Raw genomic sequence first — 18,123 nt, 5'->3', positions numbered from 1 at the left:
GGACTCGGCCCTGCTGCGCGACGGTCTGGACCAAGTGCTCCAGTAGCGGTGCGTCTAGTTGGCCGCGGCGGTCGGCGGGCGCACACTCAAGGGAGGCGTCCCCCTAGTCGCGGACCGCCACGCGCTCCGCTTCCGCCTCCGTCACAGTGGACTTGGCGACCACGATGGACTGCGCCTGCCGGCCACGGCGACCGCGCAGCCCCGGCAGCGTGATCAGCAGGCCGGCGAGCGCGATGCCCGTCACCACGACCAGTCCGGGCCGGTAACTGTCCAGCACCGCCTGCGGGGTGGCGTGCGCGGGGGCGTGGGCGGTGACCACGGCCGTCACGACGGCCAGGAAGATCGCTCCGCCCACCTGCACCGAGGTGTTCAACAGCCCGGAGACCATGCCCTGTTCGTGGTCCTCGACCCCGTTGGTGGCCTGGATGTTGAGCGAGGGGAAGACCAGCGCGAAGGCCGCGCCGATCAGCAGCATCGACGGCAGGATGACCGAGGCGTACCCGGGATCGACGCTGACTCGAAGGAAGAGGGCGTACCCCACGACCATCAGCGCGAAGCCCACCACGATCAGCCGCTGGGTGCCGAACCGGTCGACGATCGCGCCCATCTTCGTCGAGGACGCCGCCACCAGGGCACCGGCCGGCAGGAAGGCGAGTGCTGTGTGCAACGCCGACCAGCCGAGCAACTGCTGCATGTACAGCGTGACCAGGAACTGGAAGCCGACGTACGACCCGAAGAGGGTCATCGCACCGAGCTGAGCGCGGATCTGATTGCCGGAACGCAGTACCCCGAGCCGGATCAACGGCCCGGCGGAGCGCCGCTCGACGAACACGAACACGGTCAGCAGGGCGGCAACCGCCAGGAACGACAGGAGAGTTCGGGCCGATGCCCACCCGACCTCCGGGGCCTGTACGACGGTGAAGACGAGCAGCAGCATCGACGCGGTGCCGAGCACGGCGCCCGGGACGTCGTAGCCGTTGTGGTCCTTCTCGCGTTCGCTGCGCGGCAGCAGCTTCAGGCCGGCGAGGAGGGCGAGCAGGGCGATCGGTGCGGGCAGCAGCATGGTCAGGCGCCAACTGGCCTCGGTGAGCAGGCCGGAGAGGACCAGCCCCATCGAGAAACCGGTGGCGGCGCAGGTGGTGTAGATGGACAGGGCGCGGTTGCGCAGCGGGCCCTCGGCGAAGGTCGTGGTGATGATCGACAGGCCGGCGGGTGCCGTGAAGGCGGCGCTGAGGCCCTTGATGAAGCGGCTGGCGATCAGCAGCGGGCCCGAGTCGACGAGACCGCCGAGCAGCGAGGCCACCGCGAAGACACCGAGGGCGACCAGGAAGACCTGGCGGCGGCCGAGCAGGTCGGCGGTCCGGCCGCCGAGGAGGAGCAGCCCGCCGTATCCCAGGATGTAGCCGCTGACGATCCATTGGAGCGTCGAGGTGGAGAGGTCGAGTTCGGAGCCGATGGAGGGCAGGGCGACGCCGACCATCGACACGTCGAGCGCGTCCAGGAACATCGCGGCGCAGAGCACGAGCAGGGTGCCCCACAGCCGTGGGGTCCAGCGTCCCTCGGACAGCGGAGAGGTGAGCGGAGAGGTCATGCCCCAGAGAGTACATGCGCATGCATCGAATGCAAACGCATTTAATTCCGATGCAACAAAGTCGCTTCTCTGCTACGGTGCGCTGTCATGGCGGCGAAGAAGGCCGAGCAGGCGCTCGTGGACCAGTGGCGGGAGATGCTTGCGCTGCACGCCCGCACCCAGTGTGAACTCGACCGTGCTCTTCATCAACACGGCCTGTGCGGCAGCGACTTCGAGGTGCTGGACGTGCTGTCCGGCGGGTCGTGCGCGTTCCGCGTGCAGGAGATCTCCGAGCGCGTCCACCTCAGCCAGAGCGCCCTCTCCCGTCTGATCGCCCGACTGGAGAAGGACGGCCTGGTCGAGCGCGGCCTGTGCCCGGAGGACCGCCGGGGCGTGCGAGTGACCCTCACCGACAAGGGGCGCGCGCTGCACGGCGAGGTGCGTCCCGTGCAGCGCGCGGTGTTGACGAAGATGCTCTCCGACTGACGAGGCGTCAACTCTAGGGCGTCGTGCGTCAGTTGGTGGCGAGTGCCTCGCGCAGGGTCTGGATCGCCATGGTGATGGCGGCCTCGGCGGCGTGGGTTTCGCGGAGGGCGTTGAGCATGACGAAGTCGTGGATGATGCCCTGGAAGCGGACGGCGGTGACGGGGACTCCGGCTTGGCGGAGTTTGTTGGCGTAGGCCTCGCCTTCGTCGCGCAGGACGTCGGCTTCGCCGGTGATGACGAGGGCCGGGGGCAGTCCGGTGAGCTGCTCGGTGGTCGCCCGCAGCGGGGAGGCGGTGATCTGGGCGCGCTCCGCCTCGTCGGTGGTGTATTGGTCCCAGAACCACTGCATGCCGTCGCGGCGCAGGAAGTAGCCTTCCGTGAACTGGTGGTAGGAGCTGGTGTCGAAGGCGGCGTCGGTGACCGGGTAGAACAGCACCTGCTGTACGAGCGGGACGTCGCCGCGTTCCTTGGCCATGAGGGTGAGTGCGGCGGTCATGTTGCCGCCCACGGAGTCGCCGGCGACGGCGATACGGCCGCCGTCCAGGCCCTTGTCCGCGCCCTCGCGCACGATCCACTGGGCGACGGTGTAGTTCTGTTCGATCGCGACCGGGTAGCGGGCTTCGGGGGAGAGGTCGTATTCGGGGAAGACGACGGCGGCGTTGGCGCCTACGGCGAGTTCGCGGACGAGGCGGTCGTGGGTGTGGGCGTTGCCGAAGACCCAGCCGGCGCCGTGGATGTAGAGGATCACCGGAAGTGTGCCGCTGACTCCCGCGGGGCGGACGATGCGGGTCCTGACCTGCCCGGTGGGGCCGCCGACCACGGTGATCCATTCCTCGTCGACGGCCGGCTTGGTGATGTCGGCGGACTGGACCTCGTCGACGGCCTTGCGGCCTTCGGCGGGGGTGAGGTCGAAGAGGTAGGGCGGGTTCGCGGTGGCCTCGACGAACGCCTGGGCGGCGGGTTCCAGGACGGGACGGGGCGCGGTGCTGTCGGTCATGACGATCTCCTCGGATCGGGTGCCAAGAGCGGGTGGTGCGGCACGTTGATGAGAGTAGCGCGCTACTGAGTCGCGCACAACTTAAGCGCGCTCGATAGAATCGGCCGGACCTGAACGATAAAGTGGTGATCGCCCTGAAGACAGCACCGGAGCGAGGAGTCGCACCATGAGCCCAGCCGCCGCCGAACCGGCCGAGGGATCACTGCTCCTCGACGACCAACTGTGCTTCGCGCTGTACGCGGCCTCCCGCGCGGTGACCGCCCGCTACCGCCCGCTGCTGGACCAACTCGGCCTGACCTACCCGCAGTACCTCGTGATGCTCGTCCTCTGGGAGCAGGACTCGATCTCCGTACGGGACCTGGGCACCGCGCTCCAACTCGAATCCAGCACGCTCTCCCCGCTGCTGAAGAGGCTGGAGGCGAACGGTCTGCTGCGCCGCGAACGCCGGCGCGACGACGAACGTTCGGTCGCCATCAAGCTCACCGACACCGGGGAGCGGATGCGCGAGCAGGCCGCCGCCGTACCCCTCGCCATCGGCGACGCCATGGGGCTCACGCCCGAACAGGACGCCCTGGCCAAGCAGCTCCTCCGGCTGATCACCGCCAACGTCGCGGCCGACTGAACACCCCTCCACCTGCGTTTTTCCGCTCGGTAGAGCAGTGTGTCGTCACCGCTGTTCACCTTAGTTTGCAGGCCCAACGGCATCTCCAGGACCGGGTCCCAGGTATACGGTCCGAAGCGATTTCCCGAAAAGAAATGGCTTACGTCAATGGAGATTCAAGCCGAACAACCACGTCAAGTTCCGGGACGCGGGATGCGACAGACGGAGTCGGCACCGTCACCCCCGCCGTAGCCACGCACGGAACGCCACGCGCAGTTCACACCCGGTCAATCCACCCCCGTACGACGCTTATGAGGTGCCATGCCGACCCTGGTCTCCGAAGTCTCGCCTCCATCCCCTCAGCCGGACTCCCCGTCACGGAACGTCACCGCCACCATCCTGCTGGCCTGCGTGGGAGTCTTCGTCTCCTACCTGCCGGTCGTCGGTGTGTCGGTCGCGCTCGCGACGATCCAGCAGGCGCTCGACGCCTCCACCACCGGGCTTCAGTGGATCACCGACGCCTTCATCCTGCCGACCGCCGCCCTCCTGCTGACCTTCGGTGTCATCGGTGACCTCTTCGGCCGCAAGAAGATGTATTTGATCGGTCTGACGCTGTCGTGCATCGGCTGTCTCGTCGCTCTCACCGCGCACAGCGTCGTCCAGGTCTGTGTCGGCCAGGCGCTGACCGGCGTGGGCACCGCCGCCCTGCTCCCCGCGACCCTCGGTCTGATCAGCCATGTCTGCCCCGACCACCGCAAGCGGGGCGCCGCGATAGCCCTGTGGACGGCCGCCCTCGGCCTCGGGCTGACCCTCGGCCCGCTCTTCAACGGCCTGATCCTGGAGCACGCGAGCTGGCGCTGGATCTTCCTGCCCACCCTGGCCATCGGCGCCGTCACGGTGCTCGTCGGCGCCTTCGTCCTGGTCGACTCCCGCTCGGACCGCGAACGCCACCTCGACATCCCCGGCCAGCTCCTCGCGATCGTCGCCATCACCGCCGTCGTCTACGGCGTCATCGAGGGCGGGGGCGCTCCGGGCTGGGGCTCGGCCGAGGTCGTCACCGCGTTCATCGTGGCCGCGCTCGCCCTGCCGGCCTTCATCCTGGTCGAACTGCGCTCGCCCTGCCCCATGCTGGACATGCGCCTCTTCAAGTCCACGGCGTTCTCCGGGTCCGCGCTCGTCATGGCGCTCACCCTGTTCGCCCAGGTCGGCCTGGTCTTCTCGCTCAGTGAGTACTTCGGCCTGGTCCACCACGCCTCGACGTGGGACATCGGGGTCCGCCTGATCGCGCTCAACGGCTTCACCGTCGTCCTCGGCCCGGTGGTCGGCCGGCTCATGCACCGCTTCTCGCCCGGCCTCGTCCTGACGACCGGCCTGGTGATCGGCGGCATCGGGGCGCTCCTGGTGAACCTCTTCGACGCCTCCACCGGAACCGGCGAGGCGGTCCTGGTCATCGCGGTCCTCGGCCTCGGCATCGCGCTGGCCATGGCCCCGATCACCACGATCGCCATGAACAGCCTCCCGCGCCGTCTGGGCAGCACCGCCGGCGCCGCCAACAGCGCCCTGCGCCAGATCGGCAGCGCGCTGGGCCCCGCCATCTTCGGTGTCGTCCTCACCAACCGCACCCTGGACACCCTGCCCGCACATGTGGCCGCCTCCGGCCTCAACCCGGCCGACCAGGGCCAGGTCATCGGCCTGGTGAACGGCGTCGGCATCCAGGCGGGCGCCTTCCTCCACCTCAACACCGGCGAGGCGACGGGCCAGGCCCTCGCCGCCTACGGCGCCAGCTTCACGGACGCGCTGCACACCTGCGCCCTCGTCGGTGGCATCGGCATGCTGGTGGCCGCTGCCGTAGCCCTCGCCACGATCGGCATCCGCGCCCGCGCACCGCAGGGCGAGACGGAGCCCGAGGCCACGGCGGCGACGCACCCGGCCGCCGGGGCGACGACGATCGGCGAGACCGGCTGACCAACAGCCTTTGCTCCATGGGTGGTTGTCCTTCGGGCGCAATTCCGAAGGGCAACCACCCTTTGGCTACGTCGAGTTGACGCAGCGTCAGAGATCAGTCGGAGGCCCTGTCGTTCTCCAGCGCGGGGGCGAGGAGGTGGCAGAGCGAGTCGGCCAGCAGATGCAAGGGGTCGGCGGTCTCCAGCGGCCACTCGACGGCGATCCAGGCCGAGAAGAACGACTCGGTCTGCAACACGGCCATCAGCGCTCGCTGGCGGGCCTCCGCCGGATCGACACCCCGCCAGCGCTCGGGGCTACTGGTCAGCATGGCGACGTAGCGCTCGTGCGCCTCGACGTACTGGACCCGGCCCTCCCCGAGACTGCGGAGTGCCGCCGGTGCCGCCGCGTTGGCGACCCGGCGGACGGGCGCCATCTCCCGCCAGCGGGCCGCCGCCTCGTCCAGCCAGGCCCTGATGGCACCCCGGGTCCACCGCGGCAGCGCGGCCAGGTCGGCGAACGCCTCGCCCATCACCCCGTACACCCGCTCCACCAGCGCGTCGACGATCTCGGCCTTGCCGGGGAAATGGGCGTAGACGGTGACCCGCGTTACCCCGGCGGCCTGGGCGATGTCCTCCATCCGCGCATCGAGAAACGGCTTCTCGGTGAACACCGTGACGGCCGCGTCGAGCAGTCGGCGATGCGTGAGGATCTTCTGCTCTTCGCGCAGGTTCCTGCGGGGCGTGGACTCCATCCGTCCAGTGTGTTGCATGGGCGATGGCCGCGGCCGCCGACCTGCGCGAAGGGCCGGACCTCAGTGCTTCGCGGTACCGCGCTCCGCGACCGGGTCCAGGAGTGTGTCGATGGCCTGCATGAGGTCGGCCTCCAGCTTGACCCCCGCGGCCTTGACGTTCTCGGTGACCTGCTCGGGACGGGAGGCGCCGATGATGGCGGCGGAGACGTTGGGGTTCTGCAGCACCCAGGCCACAGCGAGTTGGGCGAGGGTCAGTCCGGCCTGGTCGGCGAGCGGCCTGAGCTGCTGGACCCGCTCCAGGACGTCGTCCCGCAGGAACCGGCCGACCATGTCGGCTCCGCCCTTTTCGTCGGTGGCGCGGCTCCCGGCGGGAAGCGGCGCGCCCGGCGCGTACTTGCCGGTCAGGACGCCCTGGGCGATGGGCGACCAGACGATCTGCCCGAGCCCGAGTTCCTCGCAGGTCGGCACGATCTCGTCCTCGATCACCCGCCACAGCATCGAGTACTGCGGCTGGCTGGAGACCAGCGGGATGCGCAGTTCCCGGGCGAGCGCGTGCGCGCCGCGGATCTGGTCGGCGGTCCACTCGGAGATGCCGATGTAGTGGGCCTTGCCGGAGTGGACCACGTCGGCGAACGCCTCCATGGTCTCCTCCAGCGGCACCGTGGGGTCGTAGCGGTGCGCCTGGTACAGGTCGACGTACTCGGTCTGCAGCCTCCGCAGCGAGTTGTCGATCGACTCCATGATGTGCTTGCGGCCCAGGCCCCGGTCGTTGGGGCCGGGGCCGGTCGGGAAGTAGACCTTGGTGAAGATCTCCAGTCCCTCCCGCCGCTCGTCCTTCAGCGCCCGGCCGAGCACGGATTCGGCCCGGGTCTGCGCGTAGACGTCGGCGGTGTCGAAGGTGGTGATCCCGGAGTCGAGGGCGGTCCGTACGCAGGCGAGTGCCGCGTCCTCCTCGACCTGGGAGCCGTGGGTGAGCCAGTTGCCGTACGCGATCTCGCTGATCGTCAGACCGCTGCGGCCGAGCTTGCGGAATTCCATGGTCCGACTCTACTCACGGTCGATCACGCGGATTCGGCCGGAACGGCTTCAAACCCCTTGTTTTCCCCGCAGGTTATGGGTCACGAGCTCGATGGACTCCGCGACGCCGACCCTTGTGCCGTCGGTGCCGCTGTCCGGGGCGGGGAGGCGCCCGTCCGAGACCTTGAGTTCCTCCAGCGCGCTGTTCATCGCCTCGTGCGCGGCGAACAGGCAGGGGGTGCTGTAGATCGCCACGTGCACACTCAGCTCCGCCAGTTCGGTCAGCGACAGCCGCGGCGAACGGCCGCCGGCGATCTGGTTGAACAGCAGCGGCCTGTCACCGATGGAGGCCCGGATCCGTTGGATCGCCTCGACATCGCGCACTCCGTCGACCAGCACGACATCGGCGTCGGTGGCGGCGAGTGCCTTGGCGCGGACGAGGATCTCGGCCTCGTCCGTGTCATCGGTCCGCGCGACGACCACGAGATCGGTTCTGGAGGCCAGTACGCGTTCCGGATGCTCGGACCAGGGTTTCAGAAGCGGGTGAACCGCGGACTCCCTCGGGCCTACGAGGGTGCGCTGACAAGGCAGGACCAACAGGACGCCGTCGAACGGCGGCTGCAGAAGCTCATCGAGGAGGGACACGGCATCCCCGAGTAGGTTATGTCTCGTCCAGGCGGCGCCGGTCCTCCTCGTCCCACTTACGGGTGTCGCGGGGCTGGGTGTAGGGCTCGGCCCCGGGCGGATGGCCGCCGGCGATGGCCCGCTGCCGGACGGTCTCCGCGTCGAACTCCAGGCCCAGCAGGATGGCCAGATTGGTGATCCACAGCCAGACCAGGAAGACGATGACGCCGGCCATCGTGCCGTAGGTCTTGTTGTAGGAGGCGAAGTCGGCGACGTAGACCGCGAAGCCGCCGGAGGCGATCATCCAGATCAGCAGGGCCAGGAGACTGCCCGGGGTGATCCACCGGAATCCCTTCACCCGGGCGTTCGGAGTGGCCCAGTACAGGATCGCGATCATGATGGTGACCAGTACGACCAGGACGGGCCATTTGGCGATCGACCATACCGTCACCGCCGTGTCCCCGGCCCCGAGGACCTTTCCGGCCTGGCGGGCCAGGCCGCCGGTGAACACCACGATCAGCGCGCTGATCACGGCCAGCACCATCAGCACCACCGTCACCCCGACCCGCACGGGAAGGATCTTCCACACCGGCCGTCCCTCGGGCATGTCGTAGACGGCGTTCGCCGCGCGGATGAATGCCGCCACGTAACCGGATGCCGACCACACCGCCAGCACCAGGCCCACGATCACCATGAGGGAGCCGATGCCGGCATTGCCCTGCAACTGCTCTACGGCCCTGGTGATGATGTTGCGTGCGGAGCCGGGGGCGAGCTGCTGGATGTTCTTCAGCACCTTGTCCGTGGTCGACTTGCCGGTGATCCCCAGCAAAGAGACGAGCACCAGCAGCGCCGGGAACAGTGCCAGCACGCTGTAGTAGGTCAGCGCCGCCGCACGGTCGGTCAGTTCGTCGTCCTTGAATTCCCGCAGGCTGCCCCTGAGTACCGCCCCCCACGATCCCTTCGGCAGCTTCGTCGGCGCCTCCGGCGCCTTGCGCTCCACCTCCGGGCCGGGCCCTGCCTCGGCCGGCGCCGGCGACTCGTCGCCGGTCTGGTGGTGTTTTCGCCCTAGAAGATGCAGTTTGGTCATGCGCGCCGAGTACCCCCTCCCCAACCAATTACGGCTTCGCCCTGGAGGTGGACTGGGAGAACGCGCCGGCCTCCTTCGAGGAGCTGCTCGGTATTCCAGCCCCGCCTGGTTTGCCGGCAGCGATCCGTGAGTTGAGTTTGCACAGCTCCTGGCCGGCGGCCAGCACTCTCCGCGCCGGTGTGCACGAGATGTGCATCGCCTTTGCCGGCCCAGGCAGTTCGCGCGGTTCATTGACCGCTCGGGCGGGTCTCATTGCTTTACGCCGTGTATGGTGAACCGATGTCGCTATACGCGGTGTATAGCGACCCCGCGAGCGGGAGTCTGTCTGATGAGCACGGCAGTGAACGAGTCGAGTCCCGCGGATCCGTCCCCCGCGGCCCGCCGGAAGGTGCTGAAGGCGCTGAGCGGGCTGCTCCTGGCGTTGTTCGTCTCCACCCTCAGCAGTACGGTCGTCTCCAGTGCGCTGCCGAAGATCATCGGGGCGGTGCACGGATCGCAGACCCAGTACACGTGGGTCGTCACCGCGACCCTGCTCACCACCACGGCGACGACGCCGATCTGGGGCAAGCTCGCGGACCTGTTCAGCAAGAAGACCCTCGTGCAGGCCGCCATCGCCGTGTTCGTGCTGGGGGCCGTGGCGTCCGGGATCAGTCAGAGCGCGGGGCAGCTCATAGCCTCGCGGGCCCTTCAGGGCGTCGGCGTCGGCGGCGTGCAGGCCCTCGTCCAGATCACGCTCGCGGCGATGATTCCGCCACGGGAGCGCGGCCGTTACAGCGGTTACCTGAGCAGTGTCACGGCGACCTCGACCATCGGCGGGCCGCTGCTCGGCGGGGTCATCGTCGACACCTCGTGGCTGGGCTGGCGGTGGTGCTTCTTCGTCGGCGTGCCGATCGCCGCCGTAGCGCTGTTCCTGCTCCAGCGGACGCTGAACCTGCCCGTCCTGCGGCGCGAGAACGTGAGGATCGACTATCTGGGGGCGACTCTGATCGCCTCGGGCGTGAGTGTGCTGCTGGTCTGGGTGTCGTTCGTCGACAACTCCTTCGGCTGGGCCTCGTGGCAGACCGCGGCGATGGTCGGCGGCGGGCTGGTCCTGATCGGCGTCGCCATGTGGGTGGAGTCGCGGGCCGCCGAACCCGTCGTACCCCTCGCCATCGTGCGGCAGCGCACGACGGCTCTTGCGATCGTCGGCAGTCTGGCGGTGGGGACCGCGATGTTCGGTGCCGCCGTCTTCCTCAGCCAGTACTTCCAGCTCAGCCGTGGACACAGTCCGACCGAGGCGGGTCTGCTGACGATTCCGATGATGGCCGGCATCCTCGTCGCCTCCACGGTCGCGGGGCGGTTGATCAGCCGGACCGGGAAGATCAAGCCGTTCATCATCACCGGCGCCGCCCTCCTCACGGTCGGATTCGCGGGTCTCGGCACCATCGACTCCAGGACGTCGATGGTCTTCCTGGGCGTGGCGATGCTGTGCGTCGGGATGGGCGTCGGTATGACGCTGCAGAACCTGGTGCTCGTCGTGCAGAACACCGTGCCGCTGAAGGACATCGGCGCGGCCAGCTCCACCGTGTCCTTCTTCCGCTCCCTCGGCGGCACGATCGGGGTCTCCGTGCTCGGCGCCGTCCTGGCCCGGCACGTCCAGGACCAGATCGCGGACGGCCTCGCCTCGGCGGGACTACGGAGCACCGGCGCGGCCACGGACGTCGGCGCGCAACCCGCCGCCGTACAGGCGATCATCCGTGTCGCGTACGGCGACGCCACCGCGGAGATCTTCCTCCTCTCGGCCGGTGCCGCCCTTCTCGCGGTGATCGCCGCGATCCTGCTGAAGCCGGTCAGCCTGCGCAGCAGTCTCGATCTGACCGAGAAGAGCGGGGGAGCGGCGGTTCCCGCGGAGGCGTGAGCAAGGGCCCCTCATCGGCGGCCACCTGGGTAAACTGTCGGGACACGCCGTGCGTTGAGGAGGAGTCGGGATGCCGCCGCACAGTCCTTCCGCGGCCGGGGTCCCGGACGAGGGCGACGAGCGGAGCGCGCCGCCCGTCCGGCAGGCGCTGTCGGACAGCGTGTACGAGCGCATCAAGGCGATGGTCATGGACCACGAGATCGCCCCCGGCGCCCGCGTCGGCATCGAGGCGCTCGCCCGCACCCTCAAGGTCTCACCGACCCCCGTCCGCGAAGCGCTGGCCCGGCTGGAGTCCGACGGTCTGGTGGTGAAGCGGGCCCTCTCCGGGTACCGGGCCACGCAGTTGCTGACGCGGCAGGGCCTGGACCAACTCTTCGAGATGCGGCTGCTGTTGGAGCCCCGAGCCGCCGCGCTGGCCGCCGTGAACGCCTCGGAGGAGCAACTCGACGGCTTGGAGCGGATATTGGAGGAGATGCAGGCCCATCCGAGTCCCCACGGACGGTACGCGTCGTACCGCGACTTCGCCGCCCTCGACCAGCGGTTCCACGAAGCGCTCGGACAGGCAGCGCACCGGCCCCTGTTGGCGGACGCGGTGGAAAGGCTCCACGCGCACCTGCACATCTTCCGGCTCAGCAAGGTGGTCGGAGCCGGGGACCCCACCGTCGCCGAGCACGAGCGGATCGTCCGCGCGCTGCTGCGCCGCAACCCCGAGCGGGCGGCCGAGGCGATGACGGAGCATCTGACACGCAGTCTTGAACGGCAGATCGAGGACAGCGGCGATGAGCCCGCTACTCCATGAGGAACACCTGCTCCGCCGTGGCCCACCACTCGCCGGGGGCCGCCTCCGGAACCGGTGTCTGACAAGGCGCGGTGCGGCGCCACCATTCCTGGGTCGTCTCGTCCGCGGCCATCAGTGCCAGGTCCGCCGCCAGATCGTCGCCGTGGTACTCGAAGTAGGCGAACAGCCGGTCGCCGAGCAGATGGATCGAGTAGTTGGCGATGTGGCAGCGCCGGAGCCGCACTTGAACCGGCTCCGGTACGTCGCGGTGCAACTCCCGGTATTCGTCCAGCCGTTCCGGGCGTACGGCGATGACCTGGGCCACGCGTTTCATGAGCGCACCGTGTCGCGGTCGTGGATCAGGCGGATCACCCGGCCGCTCATCCGGTCGTAGTCGCGGTCGTTGTCGAGCTCGCCGCGGATGCGGTGGTCCGTCATGACGACGATGCGGTCGGCGAGGGTGACCATCTCCGCGAGGTCGCTGCTGATGAGGAGGATGGGCAGGCCGTCGTGGGCCAGGTCCCAGATCAGTTCGTGGAAGGTGTGCTTGGTGCGGACGTCGACGCCGACCGTCGGTTCGTCGATGACGAGCAACCGGGTGTCGGCGGCCAGCCACTTGGCCAGGCTGACCTTCTGCTGGTTGCCGCCCGAGAGTTCACCGGCGTTCTGGCCGAGCCCCGAGATGCGAATGCCGAGCCGGTCGACGAGGTCCTGGGCGGTGTCGTGCTCCTCGCGTGCCGGGACGAACCCGAGCGCCCTCGCCAGCCGCTTCCACACCGTCACCGTGATGTTGCGGACGATGGGCTGCTCCAGGAAGACACCCTCCTCCTTGCGGTTCTCGGTGACATAGCCGATGCCGAACTCGTGCAGCGCCTGGCGGGGTGAGGTGATGCGGGCCGGCGTGCCGTGCACACGGATCTCGCCACCGGTGACCCGGTCGAGGCCGAGCACCGCCTTGACCAACTCGCTGCGCCCGGCGCCGACCAGCCCGTACAGGCCGACGATCTCCCCGGGCCGGACCGCCAGGCTGATGTCACGGTGCCCGCCCGCCGTGGAGACCCCGACCAGTTCGAGTGCCGGCGGGGTTGAGCGGTCTACCGTGCGCGTGCGCATCTCGGTCGCCGCGTGGGCGCGGCCCACCATGAGGCTGACGATGTCGTCGTGGGTGTGGCCGGAGAGCGGGGCGGACTCCAGTACGGATCTGCCGTCCCGCAGCACCGTGACCGTGTCGCAGACCGCGAAGACCTCCTCCAGCTTGTGGCTGACGAAGACGACACAGGCACCGCGCGCGGCCAGTCGCCGGACCACCTCGAACAGGCGGTCCGTCTCCTGCGGGGAGAGGGACGCGGTGGGTTCGTCCAGCAGCAGCACCCGGCTCTCGGTGTACAGAGCCTTGGCTATTTCGACCAACTGCTGCTGTCCGACGGACAGTTCACGCACCGGCTGCCCCGGATCGAGGTCGACACCCAGCTCCGCGAGGCAGGCCAGGGCCGGTGCGGTCATCGCCTCGCGGTCGACCAGCCCACGGCGGGAGGGAGGGTTCTGCAGGGTGATGTTCTCCGCCACCGAGAAGCCCGGAATCAGATTGCGTTCCTGGTGGACGACACCGATGCCGGTACGGGTCGCCTCCAACGGCGAGCGCAGCCGCACCGGTTGACCGCACCAGGTGAGCCGGCCGCCGTCGGGGGAGTGCACACCGGTGAGGACCTTGATGAGGGTGGACTTGCCCGCGCCGTTCTCGCCGAGGAGCGCGTGCACGGTGCCGGCACTCAGCCGCAGCCCGACGCCGTCCAGCGCGCGGACACCGGGGAACACCTTGACCAGGTCGTGGCATTCGAGGAGAACCGAACTCACTGGGCACCTCCGGTCTGCGGCAGGACGGCGCCGTCGGGTGCCCCGGACTTCGCCGAGCGCGTCTGGTGCAGTCGGCCACCGGCGACCGTACCCAGCACCACCAGGCCGATGAGGAGGTTCACCCAGCTCGGGTCCAGCGAGAACTGGGCGCGGGCCGCGTCGATGAGCCGGGTGACGAAGGCCGCCAGTACCGTGCCGAACACGGCGATGGATCCGCCGGTCAGCGCCACGCCCCCGATGATCGGCGCGGCGAAGCTCGGCAGCAGCCAGTCGCCGCCGACGCTGCGGTTGACGCCGGGCAGCGAGGCCGTGGAGGTCACGGCGGCCACGCCGATCAGCAGCCCGGACAGGGTGTGCGCGGCCACGATCTGCCGGTCGGTGGAGATACCGGAGAGCCGGGCCGCGAGGGGATTGCCGCCCGCGGCGAGAAGCCGTCGGCCCGCGACCGTGCGGTACATGAAGGCGGCCAGCGCGGCAGCCGCGACGAGTGCGGTGACGAAGACGAGCGGGATGTTCAGCGGCGCCGCCGTGCCCAGGTCGCGCAGCGTGCGCGAGTAGCCGTCCACGGTGCGAGTGCCGACGAGCCGGTACTGCGCCCCCAGCAGGATCGTCATCGTGGCCAGGGTGACGATGAACCCGTTGATCTGGGTGGCGACGATGGCGACCCCGGTCGCCAGGCCGATGGCTGTCGCGGTCAACAGCCCCACGAACACGGCGACTTCGGCGGGAACGCCGTGGTCGGCCATGAGGACGCCCGTCAGACAGGCGGTGAAACCGCCCAACGCGCCGACGGCGAGGTTGAGTTGCCCCACACACAGCGCCACCATCTGCGCCAGCCCGATGAGGATCGGGGTGGCCAGGTACTGGAGGAACACCCGCACCGAGGGACCCTCGAAGAAGGAGCCCGAGGAGGCCACGCCCAGGGCCACGTATCCCGCCACGACCACGCACAGCAGCATCGCCGTCGTGGAGCGGGAGAACCGGCGCAGCGCCGCGGGAGCCCAACTCCCAGGTCCGCCCTTCGTGTTGACGAGGTTCATGTCGAGCGCACCACCTTGCGATAGGACACCACCGTGCGGATCCGGTCGGCCGACAGGGCCAGCAGGAGGACACAGCCGAGATAGATGTTCAGGCTCTCCAGACCGACCCCCAGCAGATCGAGGCCCTTGCGGATCACCCCGACCAGGGCGGTGCCGAGCAGGGTGCCCAGCACGGACACCACCCCGCCGGTGAGCAGGGTTCCGCCGAGGACCGCGCCCAGGAAGGACGGCAGCATGAAGTCGTCGCCGATGGACGCGCGGAACGTGCCCGTGCCGGCCGCCGCCATGAACCCGGCGAGCGCCGCCAGCAGCCCGGAGAGCGTGTGCGCGAGCAGCACACGGCGCCCGGTGGGAATGCCGGACAGCTCCGCGGCGGCCGGGTTGGCGCCGGTGAGCAGCAGTTCACGGCCGATGCGCGTACAGCCGTAGAGGAAACCGAGGCCGAGCATGGCGAGGACGGTGAACTGGGCTATCTGCGGGACGGCGGGGGAGCCGCAGAGCGGGCCGGCGCAGATGTCCGCGAGGGAGTAGGAGCGCAGTGCGTCGATTCCGGCCGGGTGGGTGGTGAAGGCGGCGTCCTCGGTAAGGGCCGAGTAGAGGAGGGAGACGAGGCCGAGCAGGGCGAAGTCCATGGCGAGGGTGACGACGAAGGAACTCACTCCGGTACGGGCGATGAGCCAGCCGGTGACCGCGCCGACGGCGGCACCGGCGGCCAGGCACATCAGGAGGCCCACCTGCGTGGGGACGCCGAGGCGGTCGTAGCCGAGGCCCGCGAACAGGGCGCCGAAGGCGGCCATCCGGCCGACCGCGAGGTTCATGTGGCCCACCGACAGGGCGACCATCTGCGCGAGCGCGACCACGGTCAGCGTGGCGATGTCCCGCAGCAGGGGGAAGAGCACCAGCCGCTGGTCCAGGAACGCCGGCCGCAGCACGCCGAACAGGACGCTCAGCGCGATCACCAGCACCAGCAGGCCGAGCCGCTGGTTGACCCAGAAGGGCAGGCGGTGACGTGCCGTCCGCTCCTCCGGGACGGTGTCCGGCGGGCTGATCGAGGTCGTCATGCCACCCTCCGGTCGTCCAGCGCGTCGAGGTCCCAGTCGATGCCGATGCCCGGCACGTCCGGGGCCACGGCCAGGCCGTCGCGGATGGTCAGCTCGGTCCGGGTCACCGCCCTCAACTGCGGGATGTACTCGACGTATTGGCCATTGGGCACCGCCGCGGCGAGGCTGACGTGCAGCTCCATCAGGAAGTGCGGGCAGACCATCACGTTGTGGCTCTCCGCCAGGTGCGCGACCTTCAGCCACGGGGTGATGCCACCGATCCGGGCCGCGTCGACCTGCACGACGGAGGCGGCGCCGGCCGCCAGATAGTCGCGGAACTGCATGAGCGAGTACATGGACTCGCCGACGGCGACCGGGATCCGGGTCGCGCCCGCGAGCCGGGCGTGACCGCTGATGTCGTCGGCGGGCAGCGGCTCCTCCAGCCAGTACGGGTCGTACGGCTCCAGCGCGGACGCCAGCCGCAGGACGGAGGACGCCGTCTGGGACTGGTTGGCGTCGGTCATGATGTGCAGCGCGGGACCGACGGCCTCGCGTACCGCGCGCAGCCGTTCCGCGTCCTCGGCGGGATGCGGCCGGCCCACCTTGATCTTGACGCCCGCCCAGCCCGACTCCTGGGCGCGCAGGGCGCTTTTCACCAGTTCCTCGGCGCTCAGATGGAGCCAGCCGCCCTCGGTGTCGTAGACCGGTACCTCCTGGCGGTGGCCGCCGGCCAGCCGCCACAGCGGTTCGCCCGCCCGCCTGCACCGCACGTCCCACAGGGCGGTGTCCACGGCGGCGAGGGCGAGGGAGGTGATGGCTCCCGTGGTGGTCGCCCGCGTCAGCGCGAACAGCCGCTGCCACAACGCCTCCACGTTGCGGGCGTCCTGCCCGACGAGCGCGGGGAGCAAGTGGTCGCGCAGCAGGGCGAGTACGGAGCTGCCGCCGGTGCCGATCGTGTACGAGTAGCCGGTTCCCGTGAGGCCGTCGGCCGTCTCCAGGGCGACCAGGACCGTCTCCTGTTTGACGAACGACTGCACCGCGTCGGTACGGTCCTGCTCGACGGCGATGTCGGCCAGCCTCGCGGTGGCGGTCGTGATGATGCTGCTGCTCATCCGGCGATTCCGTTTTCTGTCGGGGTGGTCGGCCATCAGCCGCAGGAGAGGATCTTGTCGGCGAACTCCTGCTTCAACTGCGCGGTCTTCGCCTGCCGCGCCTTGTCGTAGCCGGCGACGTTCGCCTTGGTGACGACGAACGAACCCGAGTCCACCTCGACACCGGGCGAGCGCACGGTGCACTGCTTCGTCTGGAGCAGTGCCAGGGCCCAGGTCCCGATCTCGGCCTGACCGGCCGGGTTCTGCACCACGGTGGCCGTGACCGTGCCCTGCCTGATGCCGCTGAGGATCTTGGCGTCGTCGTCGATCGCGATCACCTTCGCCTTCGACCCGGACGACTTGACGACGTCGGCGGCGGCTACGGCCGGGTTGTAGGCGGTGGCGACGATGCCGGTGATCTGACCGCCCTTGGCCGCCATCAGGTCGGACACCGCCTTCTGCGCGGTCTGGAGGTCCGTGTCGATGTCGGTGATGGTCTGCAGGAGCTTCACCTTGCCGCCCGTCTCCTTCACGGCCTGGGCGACGCCCTTGATCCTCAACTGGGTATTGGCGTCGACGTTGTTGCCGGTCAGGTGGACCAGGGTGCCGCGGCCGCCCATGGCCGTGATGGCCGCCTTCGCGGCTTTGTAGGCGGCGAGTTGGACGTCCGTGGAGAGACAGAAGTCGGCCTCGTCCTTGTCACCGGCGGGGCAGGAACCCAGCGAAGCCACCGGGAAACCCTGCGACTTGAGGTCCGCGAAGGTCGAGTTGATGTCGGTGGGGGAGACGCCGAACACCCCGAACGCGTTGTAGCCGCGGGCCGCCAGCGTGGACAGCAGGTTGTTCTGCTTCTGCTGGTCCCACTCCGCCGTCTCGTCGAAGGCGACGGCACCGAGACCGTACGTCTTCTTCGCGGCGGCGCCCGCGGTCTTCCACGGCTGGAAGTACGGGTGGGCGCCACCGGGCACGAGGGCGACCTTGGTCCCGGAGCCGTCCACGAGATCGGCGCCACCGCCGCCCGTCCGTGCGGTCGGCGCGGCCTGACTCCCGGACGAGGCACCCGAGTTCCGGTAGGTGCAGGCCGCCGTCCCCGTAGCCAGCAACACGACCGCGACAACTCCCGGCAGAACAGATCTGGTTGGGAAACGCATGCCCCACCCCTGCGAAATCAGATAGGAAATCGATGCGGCGATCGTGGAGGAGGAACCCGCGCCCGTCAAGGCTTGCGGCATGAAGTGGTGTGGTGGGTGCGGGACTAACGCTTCGCGGGATGTGGTGCCCCGGCGTCAGGGTCGACCTGACCGAGCGCGAAATCATATAGGAAACGGGGTGCGTGGCGACCTGAT

16 protein-coding genes and 1 pseudogene are annotated in these 18,123 nt (G+C 69.4%); 5 read left to right on the top strand and 12 right to left on the bottom strand.

Translation table 11 applies throughout. The features are described 5' to 3' along the window. Positions 1–103 precede the first annotated feature (103 nt). The gene (locus ABZT04_RS11935; RefSeq protein WP_356055697.1) at positions 104–1,591 is read right to left on the bottom strand and encodes an MFS transporter; all 1,488 of its coding nucleotides are present in this window, start codon (positions 1,589–1,591) and stop codon (positions 104–106) included. Positions 1,592–1,678: 87 nt separating this feature from the next. On the opposite strand from ABZT04_RS11935, the gene ABZT04_RS11930 reads away from it, so the two are divergent. Continuing rightward, the gene (locus ABZT04_RS11930; RefSeq protein WP_356055695.1) at positions 1,679–2,056 is read left to right on the top strand and encodes a MarR family transcriptional regulator; all 378 of its coding nucleotides are present in this window, start codon (positions 1,679–1,681) and stop codon (positions 2,054–2,056) included. A 28-nt stretch (positions 2,057–2,084) separates the two neighbouring features. Here the strand turns inward: ABZT04_RS11930 and ABZT04_RS11925 are convergent, their stop codons facing one another. Beyond that, positions 2,085–3,053, bottom strand: a complete 969-nt coding sequence (locus ABZT04_RS11925) for an alpha/beta hydrolase (RefSeq protein WP_356055693.1) — start codon at positions 3,051–3,053, stop codon at positions 2,085–2,087. A gap of 166 nt (positions 3,054–3,219) precedes the next feature. On the opposite strand from ABZT04_RS11925, the gene ABZT04_RS11920 reads away from it, so the two are divergent. Both ABZT04_RS11920 and ABZT04_RS11915 read left to right on the top strand, forming a co-directional pair. Then, a complete protein-coding gene (locus ABZT04_RS11920; RefSeq protein WP_356055692.1) occupies positions 3,220–3,675 on the top strand; it encodes a MarR family transcriptional regulator in 456 nt (151 codons plus the stop codon). A gap of 300 nt (positions 3,676–3,975) precedes the next feature. Beyond that, positions 3,976–5,619 carry an MFS transporter gene (locus ABZT04_RS11915; protein ID WP_356055690.1) on the top strand — a complete coding sequence of 548 codons (1,644 nt, stop codon included), beginning with the start codon at positions 3,976–3,978 and terminating at the stop codon, positions 5,617–5,619. Between the two features lie 94 nt (positions 5,620–5,713). On the opposite strand, the gene ABZT04_RS11910 is transcribed toward ABZT04_RS11915, so the two are convergent. The 4 genes and pseudogenes from ABZT04_RS11910 to ABZT04_RS11895 all read right to left on the bottom strand — a co-directional run bounded on the left by ABZT04_RS11910 (position 5,714) and on the right by ABZT04_RS11895 (position 9,077). Then, positions 5,714–6,349, bottom strand: coding sequence for a helix-turn-helix domain-containing protein (locus ABZT04_RS11910; protein ID WP_356055688.1), 636 nt, complete (start codon positions 6,347–6,349; stop codon positions 5,714–5,716). Between the two features lie 60 nt (positions 6,350–6,409). Continuing rightward, positions 6,410–7,387, bottom strand: coding sequence for an aldo/keto reductase family protein (locus ABZT04_RS11905; RefSeq protein WP_356055686.1), 978 nt, complete (start codon positions 7,385–7,387; stop codon positions 6,410–6,412). A 48-nt stretch (positions 7,388–7,435) separates the two neighbouring features. Beyond that, a pseudogene (locus ABZT04_RS11900) lies at positions 7,436–7,879 on the bottom strand (isocitrate lyase/phosphoenolpyruvate mutase family protein); the annotation flags it as partial. 148 nt (positions 7,880–8,027) lie between these two features. Continuing rightward, positions 8,028–9,077 (bottom strand): YihY/virulence factor BrkB family protein, encoded by a 1,050-nt coding sequence (locus ABZT04_RS11895; protein WP_356055684.1) that lies wholly within the window; start codon positions 9,075–9,077, stop codon positions 8,028–8,030. A gap of 328 nt (positions 9,078–9,405) precedes the next feature. Between ABZT04_RS11895 and ABZT04_RS11890 the strand changes: the two genes are divergently transcribed. After that, the gene (locus ABZT04_RS11890; protein WP_356055682.1) at positions 9,406–10,974 is read left to right on the top strand and encodes an MFS transporter; all 1,569 of its coding nucleotides are present in this window, start codon (positions 9,406–9,408) and stop codon (positions 10,972–10,974) included. Positions 10,975–11,044: 70 nt separating this feature from the next. After that, positions 11,045–11,773 carry a GntR family transcriptional regulator gene (locus ABZT04_RS11885; protein ID WP_356055680.1) on the top strand — a complete coding sequence of 243 codons (729 nt, stop codon included), beginning with the start codon at positions 11,045–11,047 and terminating at the stop codon, positions 11,771–11,773. On the opposite strand, the gene ABZT04_RS11880 is transcribed toward ABZT04_RS11885, so the two are convergent. Genes ABZT04_RS11880 through ABZT04_RS11855 form a run of 6 tightly spaced genes read right to left on the bottom strand, consistent with a single transcriptional unit; the run spans position 11,763 to position 17,928 of the window. Further along, positions 11,763–12,086, bottom strand: coding sequence for an L-rhamnose mutarotase (locus tag ABZT04_RS11880; RefSeq protein WP_356055678.1), 324 nt, complete (start codon positions 12,084–12,086; stop codon positions 11,763–11,765). The two genes, ABZT04_RS11885 and ABZT04_RS11880, sit on opposite strands and share 11 nt — an antisense overlap. Next, complete coding sequence (locus ABZT04_RS11875) at positions 12,083–13,606, bottom strand: sugar ABC transporter ATP-binding protein (RefSeq protein ID WP_356055676.1); 1,524 nt, start codon at positions 13,604–13,606, stop codon at positions 12,083–12,085. Before ABZT04_RS11875 ends, ABZT04_RS11880 begins: the two co-directional genes overlap by 4 nt. Next, positions 13,603–14,646: an ABC transporter permease gene (locus ABZT04_RS11870; protein WP_356055673.1), complete on the bottom strand. Its 1,044-nt coding sequence runs from the start codon at positions 14,644–14,646 to the stop codon at positions 13,603–13,605. Before ABZT04_RS11870 ends, ABZT04_RS11875 begins: the two co-directional genes overlap by 4 nt. Further along, a complete protein-coding gene (locus tag ABZT04_RS11865) occupies positions 14,643–15,707 on the bottom strand; it encodes an ABC transporter permease (RefSeq protein ID WP_356055671.1) in 1,065 nt (354 codons plus the stop codon). The genes ABZT04_RS11870 and ABZT04_RS11865 overlap by 4 nt, the downstream gene beginning before the upstream one ends. Continuing rightward, on the bottom strand, positions 15,704–16,798 hold the full coding sequence (locus tag ABZT04_RS11860; protein ID WP_356055669.1) for a mandelate racemase/muconate lactonizing enzyme family protein: 1,095 nt from the start codon (positions 16,796–16,798) through the stop codon (positions 15,704–15,706). The genes ABZT04_RS11865 and ABZT04_RS11860 overlap by 4 nt, the downstream gene beginning before the upstream one ends. A gap of 35 nt (positions 16,799–16,833) precedes the next feature. Next, on the bottom strand, positions 16,834–17,928 hold the full coding sequence (locus ABZT04_RS11855; RefSeq protein WP_356055667.1) for a substrate-binding domain-containing protein: 1,095 nt from the start codon (positions 17,926–17,928) through the stop codon (positions 16,834–16,836). Positions 17,929–18,123 lie beyond the last annotated feature (195 nt).

Origin of the sequence: Streptomyces sp. NPDC005492 (assembly GCF_040605995.1) — a bacterium.
GTDB lineage: Bacteria > Actinomycetota > Actinomycetes > Streptomycetales > Streptomycetaceae > Streptomyces.
The sequence above is the reverse complement of the archived record's forward strand: the minus strand, read 5'-3'. Positions and strand labels throughout refer to the sequence as shown.